The organism is Coprococcus sp. OM04-5BH (assembly GCF_003482105.1).
In the GTDB taxonomy this organism is placed as follows: Bacteria; Bacillota; Clostridia; order Lachnospirales; family Lachnospiraceae; genus Coprococcus.
Window position 1 is genome coordinate 747974 of the sequence record NZ_QULM01000001.1, and the last position, 20187, is coordinate 768160.

At 42.7% G+C, this 20187-nt stretch carries 17 protein-coding genes; 14 read left to right on the forward strand and 3 right to left on the reverse strand.

Annotated features, from left to right (window positions below; genetic code table 11):
- Positions 1–135 precede the first annotated feature (135 nt).
- From DXB54_RS03195 to DXB54_RS03215, 5 genes are all read left to right on the forward strand, one after another.
- A complete protein-coding gene (locus tag DXB54_RS03195; protein ID WP_021938921.1) occupies positions 136–486 on the forward strand; it encodes a YbaB/EbfC family nucleoid-associated protein in 351 nt (116 codons plus the stop codon).
- Positions 486–1082 (forward strand): recombination mediator RecR, encoded by a 597-nt coding sequence (gene recR / locus DXB54_RS03200; protein ID WP_021938920.1) that lies wholly within the window; start codon positions 486–488, stop codon positions 1080–1082. Before DXB54_RS03195 ends, recR begins: the two co-directional genes overlap by 1 nt.
- A gap of 28 nt (positions 1083–1110) precedes the next feature.
- Entirely contained in the window at positions 1111–2187 is a 1077-nt protein-coding gene (locus tag DXB54_RS03205) for a 6-phosphofructokinase (RefSeq protein WP_021938919.1), read from the forward strand.
- Positions 2188–2258: 71 nt separating this feature from the next.
- Positions 2259–2900, forward strand: a complete 642-nt coding sequence (locus DXB54_RS03210; protein ID WP_021938918.1) for a hypothetical protein — start codon at positions 2259–2261, stop codon at positions 2898–2900.
- Positions 2901–5489: a hypothetical protein gene (locus tag DXB54_RS03215; RefSeq protein ID WP_243104728.1), complete on the forward strand. Its 2589-nt coding sequence runs from the start codon at positions 2901–2903 to the stop codon at positions 5487–5489.
- A gap of 78 nt (positions 5490–5567) precedes the next feature.
- Here DXB54_RS03215 and DXB54_RS03220 read toward each other — a convergent pair whose 3' ends face one another.
- On the reverse strand, positions 5568–5738 hold the full coding sequence (locus tag DXB54_RS03220; RefSeq protein WP_021938916.1) for a DUF362 domain-containing protein: 171 nt from the start codon (positions 5736–5738) through the stop codon (positions 5568–5570).
- 374 nt (positions 5739–6112) lie between these two features.
- On the opposite strand from DXB54_RS03220, the gene DXB54_RS03225 reads away from it, so the two are divergent.
- The 5 genes from DXB54_RS03225 to DXB54_RS03245 all read left to right on the forward strand — a co-directional run bounded on the left by DXB54_RS03225 (position 6113) and on the right by DXB54_RS03245 (position 12617).
- Positions 6113–8548 carry a cation-translocating P-type ATPase gene (locus tag DXB54_RS03225; protein ID WP_021938915.1) on the forward strand — a complete coding sequence of 812 codons (2436 nt, stop codon included), beginning with the start codon at positions 6113–6115 and terminating at the stop codon, positions 8546–8548.
- A gap of 101 nt (positions 8549–8649) precedes the next feature.
- A complete protein-coding gene (locus DXB54_RS03230) occupies positions 8650–9207 on the forward strand; it encodes a TetR/AcrR family transcriptional regulator (RefSeq protein WP_021938914.1) in 558 nt (185 codons plus the stop codon).
- Positions 9208–9417: 210 nt separating this feature from the next.
- Positions 9418–11382 (forward strand): oleate hydratase, encoded by a 1965-nt coding sequence (locus DXB54_RS03235; RefSeq protein WP_118694227.1) that lies wholly within the window; start codon positions 9418–9420, stop codon positions 11380–11382.
- Positions 11383–11586: 204 nt separating this feature from the next.
- Positions 11587–11799, forward strand: a complete 213-nt coding sequence (locus DXB54_RS03240) for a DUF1858 domain-containing protein (protein ID WP_021938912.1) — start codon at positions 11587–11589, stop codon at positions 11797–11799.
- Positions 11800–11849: 50 nt separating this feature from the next.
- Positions 11850–12617: a CpsB/CapC family capsule biosynthesis tyrosine phosphatase gene (locus DXB54_RS03245; protein ID WP_021938911.1), complete on the forward strand. Its 768-nt coding sequence runs from the start codon at positions 11850–11852 to the stop codon at positions 12615–12617.
- A 149-nt stretch (positions 12618–12766) separates the two neighbouring features.
- On the opposite strand, the gene DXB54_RS03250 is transcribed toward DXB54_RS03245, so the two are convergent.
- Together DXB54_RS03250 and DXB54_RS03255 are read right to left on the reverse strand one after the other, a co-directional pair.
- Positions 12767–13648, reverse strand: a complete 882-nt coding sequence (locus DXB54_RS03250; RefSeq protein ID WP_118694229.1) for an adaptor protein MecA — start codon at positions 13646–13648, stop codon at positions 12767–12769.
- Between the two features lie 714 nt (positions 13649–14362).
- Complete coding sequence (locus DXB54_RS03255; RefSeq protein WP_118694230.1) at positions 14363–15220, reverse strand: N-acetylmuramoyl-L-alanine amidase; 858 nt, start codon at positions 15218–15220, stop codon at positions 14363–14365.
- A 200-nt stretch (positions 15221–15420) separates the two neighbouring features.
- On the opposite strand from DXB54_RS03255, the gene DXB54_RS03260 reads away from it, so the two are divergent.
- From DXB54_RS03260 to DXB54_RS03275, 4 genes are read left to right on the forward strand one after another with little or no spacing between them, the layout of a single operon-like run.
- On the forward strand, positions 15421–16683 hold the full coding sequence (locus DXB54_RS03260; protein ID WP_118694231.1) for a hypothetical protein: 1263 nt from the start codon (positions 15421–15423) through the stop codon (positions 16681–16683).
- A 26-nt stretch (positions 16684–16709) separates the two neighbouring features.
- Entirely contained in the window at positions 16710–17756 is a 1047-nt protein-coding gene (locus tag DXB54_RS03265) for an L-threonylcarbamoyladenylate synthase (protein ID WP_118694232.1), read from the forward strand.
- Between the two features lie 42 nt (positions 17757–17798).
- Positions 17799–18224 carry a ribose 5-phosphate isomerase B gene (gene rpiB, locus DXB54_RS03270; protein WP_021938906.1) on the forward strand — a complete coding sequence of 142 codons (426 nt, stop codon included), beginning with the start codon at positions 17799–17801 and terminating at the stop codon, positions 18222–18224.
- A gap of 1 nt (position 18225) precedes the next feature.
- Complete coding sequence (locus tag DXB54_RS03275) at positions 18226–20088, forward strand: LTA synthase family protein (protein WP_118694233.1); 1863 nt, start codon at positions 18226–18228, stop codon at positions 20086–20088.
- The last annotated feature ends 99 nt before the right edge of the window (positions 20089–20187 follow it).

The window sequence follows — 20187 nt, forward strand, 5'->3', positions numbered from 1 at the left end:
GACATATCCGGAGTATGGATATGGTCTGACATGGCTTGATATGGTGTCAGCTCATGCACAGATACATTTATGGTGATCTATGCCTGATACCAATAAAATAAATATTAAGGAATTTTCAAGGAGGAATTAGAACAAATGGCTAAGAGAGGCGGATTTGGCGCAGGTATGATGCCTGGAAATATGAACAATCTTATGAAGCAGGCCCAGAGAATGCAGAAGCAGATGGAGGAGACCACAAAGGAGCTTGAGGATAAGGTTTATGAGTCATCGGTAGGTGGCGGAGTTGTAACAGCTAAGGTTTCAGGAAGAAAGGAGCTTCTTGAGATCAAGATCGATCCTGAGGCTGTTGATCCTGATGATGTTGAGACTCTTGAGGATCTGGTTATCTCAGCGGTAAATGAAGCACTGAGACAGCAGGATAAGGATTACAATGACAGCATGGCTAAGATTTCAGGCGGCGTAGGACTGGGAGGATTACCTTTCTAATGAATATATATGGTGGAGAAGTAAATAAGCTTATATCAGAGCTTTCACATCTGCCGGGAGTTGGATCCAAGACTGCCCAGAGACTGGCATTTCATATTATAAGTATGCCGGAGGAGAGGGCGGAGGCTCTGGCGTCAGCCATAGTCAATGCCAAGAAGAAGATAAAATACTGTTCCTGCTGTTATACCATAACAGACAGCGACCTGTGTCCTATATGCAGAGCACCGGGAAGAAACCACAGGATAATAATGGTGGTGGAGACGCCGAGGGATATGGCGGCATATGAAAGGACAGGACAGTATGATGGTATATATCATGTGCTTCACGGAGTTATCAACCCTGCCCTTGGTATCGGCCCAGGAGACATAAAGATTGCAGAACTCATGAAGAGACTGCAGGGGGATGTTGATGAGCTGATCATAGCTACGGGTTCAGGTCCGGAAGGGGAGGCAACCGCCATGTACATATCCAAATTGGTGAAGCCGGCAGGCATTAAGGTAAGTCGTATAGCCAGCGGTGTTCCTGTAGGTGGAGATCTGGAATGTATAGATGAGGTTACTTTACTCCGGGCACTTGAAGGAAGAGTATATCTATAGAATAAAAAGAGAGAAAGAGGTGTTTTGAATGTTAAGAGTTGGATTTTTAACAAGTGGCGGAGATTGTCAGGCACTTAATGCAACTATGAGGGGTGTTGCCAAAGGACTTTATGAGTTATTTGACGAGGTAGAGATCTATGGTTTCCTTGAGGGCTACAAGGGTCTCATGAGAGAGAACTACATCAAGATGAAGCCGGTGGATTTCTCAGGTATCATCACAAAGGGTGGCACTATCCTTGGAAGCTCAAGACAGCCATTCAAATTAATGGGGGAGCCTACAGAGGACGGTATTGATAAGGTAAAGGCAATGAAGGCTACCTACAAGAAGCTTAAGCTTGACTGTCTCTGTGTCCTTGGTGGAAATGGTTCCCAGAAGACAGCTAATCTTTTAAGCGAGGAAGGTCTTAATGTCATCGGTCTTCCGAAGACCATAGACAATGATCTGTGGGGAACAGATATGACATTTGGTTTCCAGAGTGCAGTAGATGTGGCAACCCAGACCATTGACTGTATCCACACAACCGCAGCATCTCATAACAGAATATTCATAGTAGAGGTTATGGGACATAAGGTAGGCTGGATCACTCTTCACGCAGGTATTGCAGGTGGTGCTGATGTTATCCTTATTCCTGAGATACCTTACGATATCGAGAAGGTATATGAGGCCATAGACAAGAGAACAAAGAATAAGAAGGGCTTCACTATCCTTGCAGTGGCAGAGGGAGCAATATCCAAGGAGGTTGCAGAACTGCCTAAGAAGAAGCGTAAGGAAGCTGTAGCTAATTCACCTTATCCATCTGTTGCTTACGAGTTGGCGGACAAGCTCAAGGCATTTACAGATCAGGATATCAGAATAGCAATCCCGGGACATACCCAGAGAGGTGGAAGCCCGGACGCTTACGACAGAGTCATCTCTTCAAGATTTGGTGCAAAGGCTGCACAGCTCATCAAGGAGAAGGATTATGGCAAGCTTGTTGTATACAAGGGCAATCAGGTTACAGCCATTCCTCTTTCAGAATCAGCAGGCAAGTTAAAGTACGTTTCACCGGATGATGATATAATTGCAGAGGCAAGAACCTTAGGCATTTCATTTGGAGATAAGTAGTATAAGAATATTTCACATGGATCTCCCTATTTGCATATATAGATAATAAAGGTGCAGATAGGGAGATTTGTATGAGCGAAGAATTTAAGTATTTGTCCTTTGAATCCCAAAACAGTGAGATTAAGGACTTGATAAATAGTGGAAATATATATAAGATGAGACAGGGGCTGTCGGGACTTCTGCTTCCGGCGGGGATTGATGACGGACTCCTTGAAAATGAAAGGGACAGAAAGTACCTTAAGGAGCTGTATCCCCAGAGGATAAGTGAGATAAACGGATATATCGAGGACGAATGTGACAAGCTGGAGTATGAGGGAAGTCCGATGTTCGCTGAGTATCCTGACAGGGAAGTGGTGCGGGGCATAGCCAGGGACATCTACAATAAGCTTGATGTAGATGATGACGATTGGGCATACTCAGATGGAGAAATGTCACAGTCTGAGAGCATGGCGGATTCCGGTACAGATGTTTCTGTCGATATGGCGTCCGGTCCCGATTACGATATGGAGGCATCTGCCTCATGGCACCATGGCAGAAATCCGGGGTATCCGGGTGGTTATCCAAGATATCCGGAGCACAATGATCCCCCGTATGTAAGAAGACGCAGAGGCTGTGTTGACTGTCCTTTAAGACAGATAATAGAGGCACTTTTGTGTAACGAATTTTATTGCAGACGTGAAAGATATAGAAACAGGAGAAGAAGGTTTTACTAATTGAATACGATTAAGAATATAATTATTAAGGCAATAGTTATGATCGTGGTGGTGGTTATAACTATGTTCTTTGTAAATAAATACGAAAACAGGGCATACAGCAATCTTGCCATTGAGATGGAAGATTCAACACTGCCATTAATATATATAAATTACGGAGATCAGAACATAAATGTCATGCATGGATATACCTGTGATGTGGATACAACACTTCTCAGGGATTCCATCACTCCTATAGATGAGAATAAGCAGATAAAACTTGTAGTCCAGGATGATACAGGATATGCGAAGAAGTACTCCTATGAGGTAAGAACCCTTGACGGAAGCTCCCTTGTGGAGAATGGAGATCTGGAGTATCAGACTGACGAGAGAGGCTTCAATGATATTCAGATAGATATCAGGATGGACCTTAAGGCAGATGTGGAGTATATGCTCATTGTCAAGGCAATGGCTGATGATGAGAATTACGCCAGATACTATACGAGAATAGTCCTTGGCACAGATTACCATGTGGATGCCATGCTCCATGCAGCCAGAGATTTCAACGACGCAAGCTTTGACTTCACAGCTTACGAGGATGACTCGGTGATAAATACCTACTCGGCATATTACAAGTCAAGGAACAAGAACAAGAAGCTGGATGAGGGATCGTTTGCCCATTCCACCCTTGCTTCATCATACTCACAGCTCACCTGGTATGGCCTGGATCCTACAAAGGTATCCACCATTTATCCGACTATCAAGGAAATTTCAAATAATTACGCAGTGGTGCAGTTTAAGTACACCATAGCGGATGTAGTAGGTGACAGCCACAACTATTATTCTGTTGAGGAGGATTACACCTTAAGCTATGCTGACGGCGAGATCACCATGCTTAATTTCGACAGATATGTGGATGAGATATTCGACAGGGCGGACGTGGATGCCAAGAACAATCTCTATGAGATCGGAGTTGTGTCTTCAGGTAAGGTGAAATACAAGTCCAGTGACAAGAGCAGGAAGGTAGCATTTGTCAGAAATCAGCAGCTGTGGTACTACAATTACAGGGAGAACCAGATCACCCATGTATTCGGCTTCTGGCTTGATGATGTGGAGAACAACAGAAATACCTATGATAACCATGATATAAATATCATATCCCTTGATGATGACGGCAATATGTATTTCTCAGTGTACGGATATATGAACCGTGGAAAGCATGAGGGTAAGCTGGGAGTTGCTCTTTACAAATATATGGCAGCAGAGCAGGAACTCAGTGAGCTGATATTTGTAGAGACAAATGTTCCATATAGCTCCATGAAGCTTCAGACCTCAAGGCTCACTTATTTTAATGGACAGAGATTTTACTATATGCTGGGTGACCAGGTGAACTGTATAGATGTAAATGACAAGAAGGCGTCAACATATGTGTCGGGGATTTCCATGGACAAGGTGTATGTGTCGGATGATATGAGCGTTATTGCATACTGCGGTTCCGATAACCAGGTGGACAACGACATGATAAATGTTGCAAGACTGGACACGGAGACAACTGTTACCGAGAATGCGGGAAGCGGTGAGTGTCTCATAGGCTATGGTTTTAAGGACACGGATTTCATCTACGGAACCTGCGATGCATCTGACAGCTCATATACCGTCAAGGTCTCCTCATTTGACAGTGCCGCTCTTGACTATGCCGCAAGAAAGAGCATACCATCAAAGTCCATAACCATTGTGGACAGGGACGGCAGGCAACTTAAGGATTACAACAAGGGCTATTACATTGCAAATGTCCTGATCGAGACAGATCTTATATACCTTATCCGTGCCCAGAAGATCGGCAGCGAGTTCGTGCAGTATGATGACGATTTCATTACCTATAAGAATGATGAACTTAAGCAGTTTGTTTCAACGGTACTAAAGACTTCCACAGAGGGCATTGACAAGATGTATTTCACACCACCGGCAAATATTTACCTGTCGTATGTACCGAAGCTTCTTATTACCAAGAACAAGAAGAATGACGATGGAATCTATATGAATACCCAGTTTGAGAATAAATCCTTGTACACGGTATTCACAGGTTCAGGTGTATCAGGAGAATTTGATGTGGCTGGAGACGCCATCAATTATGCTATAGATAACAGTGGAATAGTAGTCGAAAATGACGGGTCCATCATATACAGACAGTCTGATGCCAAGGAATACAATACCATTGCGTCGGCAATATTCCATTATAGCTCAGGTTCCGTTGCAGCGTCCCTTCAGGATTGCCTGTACATGGTACTTAATTATCAGGGAGTTGACATTACCTATGATGAACTGGCTGATTATACCGATCCGGTGGAGGCTCTTACAAGCCTGGGCAAATCCTCAGGCGTAGATATTACAGGACTCAGCCTTAAGCTTCTTGTAGGATACGTCAGTGACGGCATACCGGTAATCAGTAGGATCGATGACGGAAGATATGTTCTTGTGGTAAGCTACAATGAAGAATCCATAAGATATTATGATCCTGTCATAAATGATGAGGTTAAGGTAAGCAGAAAGGCTTATGAGTCTAAGATGAGCCTTGGAAATAATATATTGTACACATATGTGCAGTATTGATGAAGATAGAGGAACAAAAAAGAAGTGCGAATGCACTTCTTTTTTTGTCTGTAAGTATATTAACTTGATATGCCAATATTACTCCTCTGAGATTGTGCCTACTGGGCATGAACCTGCACAAGCACCACATGAGATGCACTGTGAACCATCTATAACGAATACTCCACCATTCTCTGAGATAGCGCCTACCGGACATGAACCTGCGCATGAACCGCAGCCGATACATGAATCGCCAATAACGAATGCCATACTAGTGTCCTCCTTGTAAAGTAATTATTAATCATATGTGTATTTTAAAACAAAACCGGACACTATTCAAGTAATAATAATATTTTTCATTAAAATATTATATTTGTGCCAATATTTGCCATAAACGAAAAATGTAAACATATTGCGGCAAATACCTTAAGAAAACCTAAAGCTTTATAAAAGAATTGTGAAATGTCTTTTTATTGCCTTGAATATGTCAGCCAAATGCATCTATAATGAAAGGCAGGTATGATGTTCGGATAAAAAAATTAATGTTATTCGCATAAAAAATTTGCAGGGTGTGTGGTAATATTCCATATAAAGTCTGCATGTGGATTACGAAAGAAGAGGTGTTTAATTTGGATAATATAGATATGCAGTCTGCCCCCGCGGGGCTTACCATAGCGGAGGTTCGTGAACGGACGGAGGCAGGGCTTACCAATCATACAGATATAACAACAGAGAAAACAGTGGGGCAGATCATCAAGTCAAATGTATTTACATATTTCAACCTGATATTCCTCATACTGGCGGTGCTTCTTTGTATAGTGAGCTCTTACAGAAATCTGACGTTTCTGCCAATAATCATAGGAAATACGGTTATCGGAATATATCAGGAGCTTCGGGCGAAGAAGACTCTTGATAAGATGAACATGCTTAACGCCCCGCATTCGGTTGTGGTGAGAGCGGGTAAGCAGAGCCGTATAGATTCCGAAGCACTGGTTAAAGATGATGTGGTGATACTAAGTGCCGGAAACCAGATCTGTGCCGACGCTACAGTTATAGGCGGCAGCATATCTGTAAATGAATCACTTCTTACCGGTGAGTCTGATGAGATAAAAAAGGAGCAGGGAGACAAGCTCATGTCAGGAAGCTTTGTGGTTTCGGGACAGTGCTATGCCAGACTTGACAAGGTTGGAAATGAATCCTACATATCAAAGCTTACTGCCCAGGCGAAGGCAATGGGAGACGGTGAGCAGTCGGAGATGATAAGGTACATCAACAAGCTGGTAAAATGGGTAGGAATAATCATAATCCCAGTGGGTGTCATATTGTTCTGGCAGGCGTATTGGGTGAACCACGAGACATTTGCCAAGAGCGTGGTGTCAATGGTTGCGGCAGTACTTGGAATGATACCGGAGGGATTATACCTTCTCACTACTGTTGCATTAGCACTGAGTACCATAAGGCTTGCCAAGAAGCAGGTGCTCCTCCACGACATGAAGAGTATTGAGACTCTTGCGAGAGTTGATGTACTGTGCGTTGATAAGACCGGAACCATAACAGAGTCAGGTATGCAGGTGACGGAGCTGGTGATCAGCGGAAGATGCTCAGATGACAAGATGAACGTGGATACCTTTGGAAGGCTGCTTGCGGATTATTCTGCGGTTATTGCAGACAATAACGCCACCATGGAGGCCATCAGGGATTATATAAAGGAAAATAAGATAGATAAGAGCGGCAGGACTGTGGTTGCCACAGAGCCATTCACCTCGGCAAATAAATACAGCAAGGTTTCCTTCCTTGAGGGAGACTACATGCTGGGTGCACCGGAATTTGTCATGAAGGATGAATATGACAGCATATCGGAGGAGATCGAGACATACCAGAAAAAGGGCTACAGAGTCCTCCTTCTGGCAGAGAGAAATTCTGCAAAACAAGAAAAGAAAAACACTGATAAAGTTGTCAATAAAAATTTCGATAAAGCTGTTACGCCTGTGGGTTATATTGTGCTTTCAAACCCTATCAGGGAAAATGCAGTGAGCACCTTCAGGTATTTCAAGGAGCAGGGTGTTGCCATTAAGGTTATATCGGGAGATAATCCTGCCACTGTTTCTGAGGTGGCAAGAAGAGCCGGCATAGACGGAGCGGAGACCTATGTGGACGCTTCCACCCTGGAGTCTCAGGACGACATAAGTGAGGCTGTGGACAAGTACACAGTGTTCGGACGAGTTACTCCGAAACAGAAGCAGCTTATAGTCAGGGCACTTCAGAGAAAGAAGCATACGGTTGCCATGACAGGAGACGGTGTAAATGATATCCTTGCCATGAAGGATGCAGATTGCAGTATCGCCATGGCGTCGGGCAGTGAGGCGGCAACTCAGGCAGCCCAGACGGTGCTTCTTGATTCGGATTTTGGACGTATGCCTTATGTGGTATTTGAGGGAAGACAGGTGGTAAATAATATCCAGAGGTCTGCCAGCCTTTTCCTTGTGAAGAACATCTTCTCATTGTGTATGGCTATATTCTCAGCAATATTTGCAATTACATATCCACTTGAACCGGCACAGATATCTCTGATAAGCATGTTTACCATAGGTTTCCCTGGTTTTCTGCTGGCTCTTGAGCCTAACAAAAACCGTATCGAGGGCAATTTCATGGTGAATGTCATGCTCCGGGCACTTCCGGCGGGACTTACGGATGTTCTTTCGGTGGGGGCACTGGTTATATGCGGTAAGGTATTCTCACTGCCGGGCGAAGATATTGCCACAGCCTGTACCATGCTTCTTGCGGTTGTGGGATTTATGATCATAATCAAGCTGAGCCATCCGTTTAACAAGTTCAGGTACGGCATATTGGCGATAAATGTGGTGGGACTTCTGTTCTGCGGAATATTCCTGGGAAAGTTATTTGCCATAGAGTCATTGTCCAATATCTGTTTCCTGCTTATGGTGGTATTTGCATTCGCAGCGGAGTCATTGTTCAGATATCTTACGCTTATGGTTGAGAAGCTTAGCGGCTATTTCGGGGATGGCAAAAAGAGAAAGAGACTTAGAAGAAGGTTGCGTAAATACAGCTTTTTAAGATAAAATAAAGTGTAGGCAGAGACATTGATCGTGTCAAACGACACATAAAAAAGAGAACGCAGGTCATTACTTTGTGAGCTGTGCCAATAAATGGAGGTGATAAAATGGCCAATATGACCAAGAAGGCTCTTGAGAATTCTCTTAAAAAGCTCCTTAAGGAAAAGCCCTTTGACAAGATAACCATAGCGGATATCACAGAGGATTGCGGTATAAGCAGAATGGCATTTTATTACCATTTTCAGGATATATATGATCTGGCTGAGTGGGTGTGCATAGAGGATGGCAAGCAGGCATTAAAGGACAAGAAGACCTATGATACATGGCAGGAGGGCATGAGCCAGGTATTTGAGGCAGTTATTGAGAATAAGCCATTTATCATGAACATCTACCATTCTGTCAGCAAGGAGAAGATTGAGAATTATCTGTATAAGCTGTCATATCAGCTTATTGCCGATGTAGTTGAGGAGAAGTGTGTGGGCGATAATATTCCTGAGGAGGGCAAACAGTTTATTGCGGACTTCTATAAATACGGCTTTGTTGGGATCATGCTAAACTGGATAGACAGGGGTATGAAGGAGGATTATCAGCGTATTGTTGAACAGCTTAGCAAGACTCTCCGTGGAAATATAGCAAATTCCATAAGGAACTTTGAGGAACAGTAAAAGAAGATCTTACAGAAATATTTAACGGGTCAGGATCTGCAGAAAGATCATAATATAATATCTTTACAAGAAAAGATTGCATATAGAAACTTTACAAAACAGGCGGAATGATAAAAATTTTATCATTCCGCTTTTTCTGTAAATATACAAATAAAATTGGGCAAGATAATATATGAGTATGATAAAAATAAACGAAAGGGGCAGATCATTATGGCAAAGAAAAATTTAGGATTAAAGATAGCAGCAGTTGCTGCAGCAGGAGTAGGTGTAACAGCACTTGCGGCAAAGAACCAGAAGAAGGTTAAGGAACAGAAGGAAAAGCAGGCAGCCCAAAAGAAGGAATACAGAAATACAGAATTTGGAAAGCATGAGAAGAACAGCAAAGGAATATATTACACCAACGGTAACTACGAGGCGTTTGCAAGACCGAGAAAGCCTGAGGGCGTGGATGACAAACATGCATATATCGTAGGAAGCGGACTTGCTTCCCTTGCAGCAGCTTGTTTCCTTGTCCGTGATGGTCAAATGCCGGGATCACATATCCATATCCTTGAGGCAATGGATATAGCCGGTGGTGCATGTGATGGAATATTTGATCCTACAAGAGGATATATCATGAGAGGCGGACGTGAGATGGAGAACCATTTCGAATGTCTGTGGGATCTCTTCAGAAGCATACCATCAATAGAGACTCCGGGAGTTTCAGTGCTTGATGAATACTACTGGCTGAACAAGGAAGATCCTAACTACTCACTGTGCAGGGCAACGGTCAATCGTGGTGAGGACGCCCACACAGACGGAAAGTTTAACCTGAGCCAGAAGGGCTGTATGGAGATCATGAAGCTGTTCATGACAAAGGATGAGGATCTTTACGACAAGACCATAGAGGATGTATTTGACGAAGAGGTGTTCAATTCTACCTTCTGGCTGTACTGGAGGACAATGTTCGCATTTGAGAACTGGCACAGTGCCCTTGAGATGAAGCTTTATTTCCAAAGGTTCATACATCATATTGCAGGACTTCCTGATTTCTCGGCTCTTAAGTTCACCAAGTATAATCAATACGAGTCACTGATCCTTCCTATGGTGAAGTATCTTGAGGCTGCCGGGGTGACCTTCCAGTATAATACAGAGGTGACAAATGTTATCTTTGATATTAAAGATGGCAAGAAGATCGCCAAGACCATAGAGTGTAAGGTGAATGGCGTTGAGAAGGGTATATCCCTTACAGAGAATGATCTGGTATTTGTTACCAACGGAAGCTGTACAGAGGGTACTATCTACGGAGATCAGAACCATGCACCAAATGGTGACGCAGAGGTAAGAACCAGTGGATGTTGGAGTCTGTGGAAGAATATTGCCGCCCAGGATCCTTCATTTGGACACCCTGAGAAGTTCTGTTCAGACGTTTCAAAGACCAACTGGGAGTCGGCAACAGTTACAACACTGGATGACAAGATCATTCCATATATAATAGACATCTGTAAGCGTGATCCGAGAACAGGCAAGGTTGTTACCGGTGGTATAGTAAGCTGTCAGGATTCAAGCTGGCTTCTTAGCTGGACGATAAACAGACAGGGACAGTTCAAGAAGCAGGACAAGGATAAGGTCTGTGTATGGGTTTATGGTCTCTTCACAGATGTTCCGGGAGATTATATCAAGAAGCCTATGAAGGATTGTACAGGTAAGGAGATCACAGAGGAGTGGTTGTACCATCTTGGAGTACCGGAGGAGCAGATCGAGGAGCTTGCAACGAACAGTGCAGTATGTGTCCCTACAATGATGCCTTATATCACAGCATTCTTCATGCCAAGAGCCAAGGGGGACAGGCCGGATGTAATACCTGATGGATGTACTAACTTCGCATTCCTCGGACAATTTGCAGATACACCTCGTGATACAGTATTTACCACAGAATATTCCGTAAGAACTGCCATGGAGGCCGTATATGGACTCTTAGGAGTAGACAGAGGTGTGCCTGAGGTATGGGGCAGCGTTTATGATATAAGGGAGCTGCTTGACAGCAGCGTGAAGCTTATGGACGGCAAGTCACCTCTTGAGATAAACCTTGGACCATTAAATAAGCTTAAGAAGCCGATACTGAAGAAAATTCAGGGAACGGTTATAGAGAAAGTGCTGAGGGATCATGACATTATAAAAGAGGGTATGCTCTAAGGCAAACTGAGACAATATGATCAAAAGGCATAATAAGCCCCAATGTCACATTAATGGCTGGACATTGGGGCATTTCTATAATATAATATTGGGGTGTTTATGGTGAGATTTCCCGGTTTGTGTGAGGTCTTACGCATAGACCTGCAGATGGTACACATAATAGATATGTATTAAATGACAATACACATTATAGGAGGAATAAAAATGGCTAAGAAGATAAGCAGCGATATGCTTATAAATGATATTATTTCCATCGATCCGGGCAATGCAGCGATCCTTATGGCAGCAGGTATGCACTGTGTCAACTGCATGGCAGCAGCAGGAGAGACTCTTGAGGAGGCAGCAGCAGTTCACGGACTTGACCCTAAGGAGCTTGAGGACGAGATAAATGATTACCTTGAGAAGAAGGGTGAGTAATCTGTAACAGGATTATCATAAATACAATTAAAATAAATATGGAGGAACATATGATTAACGAAGGAGCTAATCCTCCCGGGCGAAGTAGTGGTTATGTAGATATTAATTGCCACATTCTTCCTGGTTTGGATGATGGAGCTACAGATTTAAGAACTTCAATAGGAATGTTAAAGATTGCATATGAGGAAGGCATAAGAACAATAATCGCAACACCTGATTACAGACGCCAGTATAAGGAAACCGATATGGATAAGCTTAAGGCTGTGTTTGAGAGGGTGAAGAACGAGGCTGCCAAGATAAGTCCTGATCTCAGGCTTTATTTCGGCAGGGAGATCTTTTATGATAACGACGCCCACGAGAAGATCGTGTCAGGCGAGATATCCTCACTTGCCAAGAGCAGATATGTAATGCTTGAATTTCCGGTTGATATAGATTACGAAACAATAGCAGAAGCTATAAGAGACATTTCTATGGATGGTTACATTCCTATAGTGTCCCATGTTGAGACCTACAGTTGCCTTGACGAGGATGAGGACATGGTTGAGGATCTTATAAAGCTTGGCGCTTATATTCAGGTGGATTCCGGTTCGGTAATGGGGGAAAATGGACATGACATCCGAAACTTTGCCAGAAAGCTGGTAAAGAACGAGATGGTTCATTTCATTGCCACAGATGCCCACGATTGTGACGACAAGGCACCTCTTATGAAGGAGTGTGCGGAATACATTGAACGCAAATGCGGCTTCGACTATATGAATGAGGTTCTGTATATTAATCCTATGGCCATAATTGAGAATGACGATGTAGAGATAATATAGAGATAATATATTTTCAGATGCAGATCTTTCTGAACACGGATCTGTGATCAGTGCATTGCAACTTTATATAAAAAAGCTGGTATCAAATGATACCAGCTTTTTTAGCTTAATTGTTTTGATTTGAAAGGCTATAAATATGACGTTTATTATCACAGTGTAGCAAGTGTCTGCACTGCATTTTCCTTTACTATGACCTTGAAGTGTTCTGCCATATGATATCTGAAAGCGTAATTTGACTTATAATATGAACCAAACTCTGCAAATATACCACAGGCTCTCTTAAATTCTCCGTCACTGTTCTCATCACTCTGAGCTATAAGATAAAATCTGTTGTCAGAAGGATTTTTATAAAGTGTATTGGTACTGTTGTAGAAGCCCTTAAGCTGCTTGGATACCTTTATTACTGTATTTAATGAGTCGAAGACGAAGATAGTGTATGCTTTGCTCTTTGAAGGAGCAGGTGTTTCACCGTCGTTTGCCCCGGTATCATCTGTAGCTACGTCTGATTTCTGGGTACTTCCTGCCTCAGGAGTGTCAAAGCTTATGCCGTCCATTGTGTTTGGAAGGTTCGCCAGACTGCTGATGATGTTGCCAAGGGTCTCAAGAACCTCGGGAGCTTTGCCGGACAATGGGATGTTGGTCTCGACAGACGCTGTAAATCCATCATTGTAGTAATCATCATCGTCATCCTCGTCAGAGAAATCTATATCTTCCTCCGTATCATCGTCATCCTCTATGTCGTCATTCTTTGAAAATCTTGAGAACCTGGTATCAAGCTCTTCAGGATCCTCCACCTTGGTAACGATCAGGACTAATGAGTCGGGGGTCATTGGCACCGCTTCGATCATTAAAGGGACATTGTCAATCTCAAACCCAAGTTCGTCAGATGCCTGGAGCATCATTTCTCTGAACAGGGCCTTTGCTTTCGGGGAACCATAAGCCAGCTCGGATAGCTTCAACTGTTTCTCGGCAAGGTCAGCCTTTGAAAGTATGCATCGTATTTGGTTTTCACTTAAGCGTTCAATCTTCAATAAAATCATCCCCTTTTGCTTAACTTTTTGTTACTATAGTTTACCACAATTATTTTACATGTAAATACTTTATTGACCGGCAAAATATAACTTTTTTGTGAAATCTATTATCCTGTAAATACTCCTGTTTTCAAAATCCTATAATATACAGTATGCGTAATTTTCGGTGACGATAACCAACTTTGTGATTGATTTGGCATGTTTTATGTGGTGGGAGTGACGGTTACCTTAGATGTATAGTTATGCCTTGTTTTGTACAGTATCATAGTCATTTTATAAGCTTTTTCTAAACTCTCTTAAGTTAGGGTAAAACCTATTGTAAATGAAACAGAATAGTATATATTAGGCATTAACAAGGATTAAAGCTGTGGACATAAAAGACACCATGTCAAATGCGGAGGTTCTTAAGGGCAATTCTGCCGGATGAAAATATCCTGAATGTAAGATACAGATAATTATTTAAAGGTTGCGGTAAATTTAATAATAAAAAATAAGCGTAAACATAAAGATATTTTAAGGTCTTTCAGGAAAATGAATTAACACATCATATATTTTGTCCGTCGGGGTTGTACAAAGTTATAGGGAGGTGATATGGGACAAGTGAAAAATACTGTAAATAATGAAAATTAATGAGCCTGTAAGCTTATTGCAGCAGGACGATCAAATGCACGCCGGGGAACCGCCACCATATAAGTGGCGGTTCTTCAATATTACCTAGTTTGCCGGTATTGGTTGAGTGCCGGAATTTAAGAAATAATTTTCGTAGTAAGAATTAATTCCATGAGCGATAGCCGTTGCAATGGTTGTCTGGTATTCGGTTCCTGAAAGGCTTGTTCCTTCATTTTCATTTGTCAGGAAGCCGCACTCAACAATAACCGCGGGACAGGGATTGTTTTTAAGGAGGATATAGTTATCATTTGCCTTGGATTTTCTGGCAGTATCAGGTGAAATGGTGGTGCTGATACCTTCTTCAATGCAATCTGCCAGGGAACTGCTTTTGTCAGAAGAAAAATAGTAGAACACCTGGGCACCGTGGACACTGCTGTCGGAGAAGCTGTTTTGGTGTATGCTGACGGATATGTCAGACTGATTGGTGCGTATCATTTCGATACGGTTGTGAAGGTCTGAGTTTTTCTTTGATGTAGCCCCGGGAGTGTCCAGGGATACATCACTGTCACGGGTAAGATAAACTGTGAAGCCGGAGTCCGTAAGGATATCCCGGAGTATAAGGGATATGGCTAGATTGACATCCTTTTCCTGTACGTTGTTCACACCCACCTTGCCGGGATCGTATCCGCCATGACCCGGATCTATTGTTATTACGAAATCTTTTTTGGCGGCGGTACCGGGGGTTTTACTTTTTGCACCATTGCTGCCTGACTTGCAATTATTGTTGCCGGTATTTGAATTTTTTTCACATTTGCCATCGGAACCTGTAAAATTCTGCGAATCTATACCATCTGAATTATCGGTTAAGAAAGTTGACTTGTTTTCAGTCCATGTGAAAACCGATATACCAAGAGTTATCAGCATGGCGGCACATGCGGCAATGATAGAAAGCTTTTTCTTCATAGAGGATCACCATGGCAGGAAATATTTGTAGAAATTATATTAGGTAGAAATTGAAAATATGCACACCTTTTATATTTGACACAGCAACTATATTAGATATAAAATACAGACAAGTATGCGTATAAATATGATGGCCGATGTATGTGTCAAGTCAGCCCTTTGCCTTTAATGGGCTGGTGTTTGGCACGTGGGAGGAATAAATGGATAAATATACAGAGATTGTAAAAGAAATACAGAGGGGAAACCAGGAAGCAAGAAATATGCTGGAGAATCAGCTTAAGCAGGATTACCAGTACATGGTCGCAAATGTCAATGACCTGGCTCAGGCAGAAGGACTATTAAGAAGTGCCATAGCAAGTGCCATGGCGAATATTACTCCGACTTCAAATCCTGACGGAATAGGCGAGTCCGTAAGAAGAAACCTTGAGTGGAACCTTACAAGGGCTTCCCAGGTAAGAAGAGACTATAATCAGGGAAATAATTATGGTGACGACACAGTTACATTTTCCAGAAGCGGTACATACAGCATGAATAATAACCCTCAGGGTGGCTATGCAGGTCCCGCAGGATACCGGAACAATGGTTATGGTCAGCAGAACATCTACAACGACAGGACTAACAATTATAATCAAGCAAATAATTTCAGTGGCAACAACAATGCAGGATACGGACAGCAGAGCAATATAAACAATGGTGCAGGATACGGACAGCGGAGCAATATAAACAATGGTTCAGGCTATGGACAGCAGAACAATATAAACAACGCTGCCAGACCACAGACACCTTCAAATACTGCTCCAAAGACCAACAAAAATAAGAAGAATTTTATTAAATACGCCTTGATCGGTGCAGGAATACCTGCAATCATCATAATCGGAATTGTATTGTATAATGTTTTTTTCAAGGACAATTCTTCAAAAAAGGTAGTGTCGGGTATTGATGATAATACAGGAAACAGCACAGAAGATTACTCATATCAGGATGATACAGAGGATACTTCATACAATGATACAGAAACATCAGATAATAATATTGCCAGCGATACAGGCTATGAGATAGTTATAGAAGATTACTTCTATTATTATTCAAATGAGGACGCAGAGGGAATGAAGCTCTGTTACCTGGATTGTATCAGAGACTCTATGGAGAAGGACATGTACAGCTCGGTTTCCGGGGCAAATTCCATGGACGATTACTGGCAGGTAATGGAAAACGGCTATGGCAGTGACTTCCAGATAACTGCGGATATTGCATCCACAGAGGAATGTGATGCATCTACAGTTCTGGGACTTGAGAGTCACATACAGACTACCTATGGCGAGAAGGTTACCATAGACAGAGCCATCATAGCAAATCTCCATGAGACATGTTCAGGCTCTCTTACAACCCACTCGTTTGACGAGTCTATATATGTAGCCTACATAAATGGAGCCTGGTACATGATAGGAACAGTATTGCAGTAAATAAATACCAAAAGAGGTGACATAGAATGGAAACCATTCTTAGAAAAGCAGATATAAATGACGAGGAAACATTTGCCATGGCGGGAGATATCCTTAAGGCAGGCGGACTCGTGGCATTTCCTACAGAGACAGTATATGGTCTTGGAGGAGACGCATTAAACAGCGAGGCAGCGGGCAAGATATATAGTGCCAAGGGCAGACCCTCGGACAATCCATTGATCGTGCATATAGCAGATACAAACAGTGTATATGAGCTGGCGGAGTATGTGCCTGAGGGAGCGAAGCTGTTGATGGAGGCCTTCTGGCCGGGACCTCTTACCATAATATTTAAGAAGAAATCAGTTGTGCCGGATACCACCACCGGCGGACTTAACACGGTGGCAATCCGTATGCCATCCCATCCGGGAGCATTGAAGCTTATAAAGGATTCGGGGGTATTTATCGCAGCTCCGAGTGCCAACCTGTCAGGAAGACCTTCACCTACTACAGCGGCACATGTTATGGAGGATATGAACGGCAGGATAGATATGGTTCTTGACGGCGGTCCGGTAGGTATAGGCATAGAGTCTACTATTGTTGATATGACAGGGGAGAGACCTACCATCTTAAGACCCGGTTATATATCAGGGAAAATGATAAAGGACGTGGTGGGTGATTGTATCATGGATCCGGCTCTTGAGAGCGTGGGAGCAGGCATAAGACCAAAGGCTCCGGGTATGAAATACACCCATTATGCACCTAAGGGTGAGCTGTCCATAGTTGAGAGTGATGATATAGAAAAGGTCATCAATAAGATAAATGAACTGGTACAGGAGAAGAAGGAACAGGGCTTTAAGACAGCAGTAATCTGTGACACGGAAAATGTGGCCAGATATAACTGTCAGCATGTTCTTGACGCTGGCAGCAGGAAGAATGAGATAACAGTGTCGGCGGCACTCTACAGCCTGCTCAGAACCTGCGATGATATAGGTGCAGATTATATCTACACAGAATCATTTGCAGAGGGAGATATGGGATATGCCATAATGAACAGGCTTATCAAGGCAGCAGGACACAGGATAATAGAAGTGTAAAATATAAGTAATAAAGAATATGATTAAAAAGGAGAATTGATTATGATAGCTTTAGGTTGTGATCACGGCGGATATGGTTTAATGCAGGAGGTTATCAGGCACCTTGAGGACAGAGGGCTTGAGTACAAGAATTACGGCTGCTACAGCGAGGAGTCAGTGGACTATCCTGTATATGCCAAGGCTGCTGCAAATGCAGTTGCATCAGGAGAGTGTGAGAAGGGAATACTGATCTGCGGAACAGGTATCGGTATCTCAATAGCTGCAAACAAGGTTCCGGGAATAAGAGCTGCATTATGCCACGACTGTTTCTCGGCAGAGGCAACCAGACAGCACAACGACGCCAATATGCTCGCCATGGGTGCCAGAGTTATAGGTCCGGGACTTGCATTAAAGATAGTCGACATTTTCCTGGATACACCATTTTCAAATGATGAGAGACATATAAGAAGAATAGGAATGATTGAGTAAGATGTCAGTATTTAAACATGTAAAGGATTTTTTATATGCAAACAGAAAACTAATGCTTCTTACCATTCCCTTCTGGACGATGGATCTTGTAATAAGGATACTGGGATATAAGATAGATTACTATCAGGCATACATGCCTATCCCTAACCTTTTTACCCTGATATATGTAATGCTTTTTATGGGCATTGCGTCCTCAGTTAAGGGAAATGCAGGGAAGATAATATACGGTATATTCTTTATACCGTATTTTGTTATGTTTGCTACCAATATTATATATTACAATCTGACGGGATTTTATTTTGATTTTCACCTTACCCAGATGATGGACGAGGGAAGTTCGTATATATGGGAGACAATTACAGGAACACCGGTATGGTATTATATACTTATGGTGGTGATCCTTGCCATGGGTATATATGCCATAGTGAAATTCCCCAAGGGCGAGAAGTTCAGAGGAAAGAGGCTGATAGTGGCTGTAGTGGCATTTGTTGTGGTGCATACTGCCATGCCGCTTTTCATGGGTGGCAACTCAGATCTTAAGTGGAACAGCTTCAAGAAGGCAAGGAACATATATGAGAACTATAGCGATGTGAATAAGAGCATGAAGCTTTCGGGACTTTATGAGTACACCGTGAGAAATCTGTACATGACCTTTTTAAAACCTGAGGAGAAGCTCAGTGGAGAGGACGAGGCGTTCCTTAAGACCCAGTATGATCCTGAAGCTGCAAATGAAGAAAATCAGTACACCGGAAAATTCACAGGAAAGAATGTTATATTCCTCCAGCTTGAGGGAATGGACAGCTGGCTGTTAAGTGAGGAGACAACTCCTAATCTTTATAAGTTGAAAAACGAGTCCATGGATTTCACCGAGCATTATTCCCTGTACACCGGCGGTGGTTCAACATTTAACTCGGAATTTGCCGTGAATACAGGATTTACCACCCCTGTAAGCTATACCCAGAATGTATACACCTTAAATGACCACACCTTTGATCACACAATGGCGAAGCTCTTTAAGGAACAGGGTTACTCGGTAAATGCCTTCCACATGAACAGTTCGGATTTCTACAGCAGAGGCATAAATTACAGAAGCTGGGGCTTTGACAATTACTACGGTCTTGTGGATATTGCAGATTATAAGAATGACGAAGAGGAGCTTGATAGGGAGCTTATACTTAATAAGGATTTCTATGATCTCATGTTTAAGCAGGATGGACCGTTTGTGGATTATATAATCACCTACACACCACACACCCCATTTGAGACTGAGGATGGGGTAGGCAGACTGGTGGCAGAGATGAAGTATGGCAAGGGTAACATTCCGTCCGGTCTTACAGAAGAGGATGTTGTGAAGCTTGAGGCTGCGGAGACCGACTATATGGTGGGGCTCCTCATACAGGCATTAAAGGACAATGATCTCTATGACAATACGGTGATCGTTGCCTATGCGGATCATTATCTCTACACCATAAGAGACAAATCCATACTTGACAAATACAAGGAAACCGATAATAATCTCATAAATCATACACCATTCTTCATATGGAGCAGCGATGGCTCTTATGAAGAGGTAAATGCGGTAAATATGCAGATGAATATTCTGCCCACAGTGCTTAATCTGTTTGGCATAACCTACAACCCTACAGAGTATCTGGGTAGGGATATCCTTGCTCCGGACTATGAAGGACTGGCATATTTCTCGGATTATTCATGGTACAACGGACAGGTGTATGTGGAGAACGGAAAGGTCACTTCAGGAAGCGGAAATATCTCCGACGCAGAGGTAGAGGCTACACAGCAGAAGGTGAATGACCTCATAAGAAAGAATGACCTTATATTAAAATACGATTATTTCAGACATTAAGACCGGACAGTGTACGTTGATATGCAGTTCTCATGTTCTGAATATGCAGAGAGTGTCAAATGACACATAAGAGATGAAAACACGCCATTATTTTGTGGG

Bases quoted from the DNA above. Each gene is read 5' to 3' on its own strand.
- DXB54_RS03225 (WP_021938915.1), top strand. From the start codon at position 6,113: ATGCAGTCTGCCCCCGCGGGGCTTACCATAGCGGAGGTTCGTGAACGG.
- DXB54_RS03235 (WP_118694227.1), top strand. From the start codon at position 9,418: ATGGCAAAGAAAAATTTAGGATTAAAGATAGCAGCAGTTGCTGCAGCA.
- DXB54_RS03195 (WP_021938921.1), top strand. From the start codon at position 136: ATGGCTAAGAGAGGCGGATTTGGCGCAGGTATGATGCCTGGAAATATG.
- recR (WP_021938920.1), top strand. From the start codon at position 486: ATGAATATATATGGTGGAGAAGTAAATAAGCTTATATCAGAGCTTTCA.
- DXB54_RS03245 (WP_021938911.1), top strand. From the start codon at position 11,850: ATGATTAACGAAGGAGCTAATCCTCCCGGGCGAAGTAGTGGTTATGTA.
- DXB54_RS03265 (WP_118694232.1), top strand. From the start codon at position 16,710: ATGGAAACCATTCTTAGAAAAGCAGATATAAATGACGAGGAAACATTT.
- DXB54_RS03255 (WP_118694230.1), bottom strand. From the start codon at position 15,220: ATGAAGAAAAAGCTTTCTATCATTGCCGCATGTGCCGCCATGCTGATA.
- DXB54_RS03220 (WP_021938916.1), bottom strand. From the start codon at position 5,738: ATGGCATTCGTTATTGGCGATTCATGTATCGGCTGCGGTTCATGCGCA.
- DXB54_RS03240 (WP_021938912.1), top strand. From the start codon at position 11,587: ATGGCTAAGAAGATAAGCAGCGATATGCTTATAAATGATATTATTTCC.
- rpiB (WP_021938906.1), top strand. From the start codon at position 17,799: ATGATAGCTTTAGGTTGTGATCACGGCGGATATGGTTTAATGCAGGAG.
- DXB54_RS03275 (WP_118694233.1), top strand. From the start codon at position 18,226: ATGTCAGTATTTAAACATGTAAAGGATTTTTTATATGCAAACAGAAAA.
- DXB54_RS03230 (WP_021938914.1), top strand. From the start codon at position 8,650: ATGGCCAATATGACCAAGAAGGCTCTTGAGAATTCTCTTAAAAAGCTC.
- DXB54_RS03205 (WP_021938919.1), top strand. From the start codon at position 1,111: ATGTTAAGAGTTGGATTTTTAACAAGTGGCGGAGATTGTCAGGCACTT.
- DXB54_RS03210 (WP_021938918.1), top strand. From the start codon at position 2,259: ATGAGCGAAGAATTTAAGTATTTGTCCTTTGAATCCCAAAACAGTGAG.
- DXB54_RS03260 (WP_118694231.1), top strand. From the start codon at position 15,421: ATGGATAAATATACAGAGATTGTAAAAGAAATACAGAGGGGAAACCAG.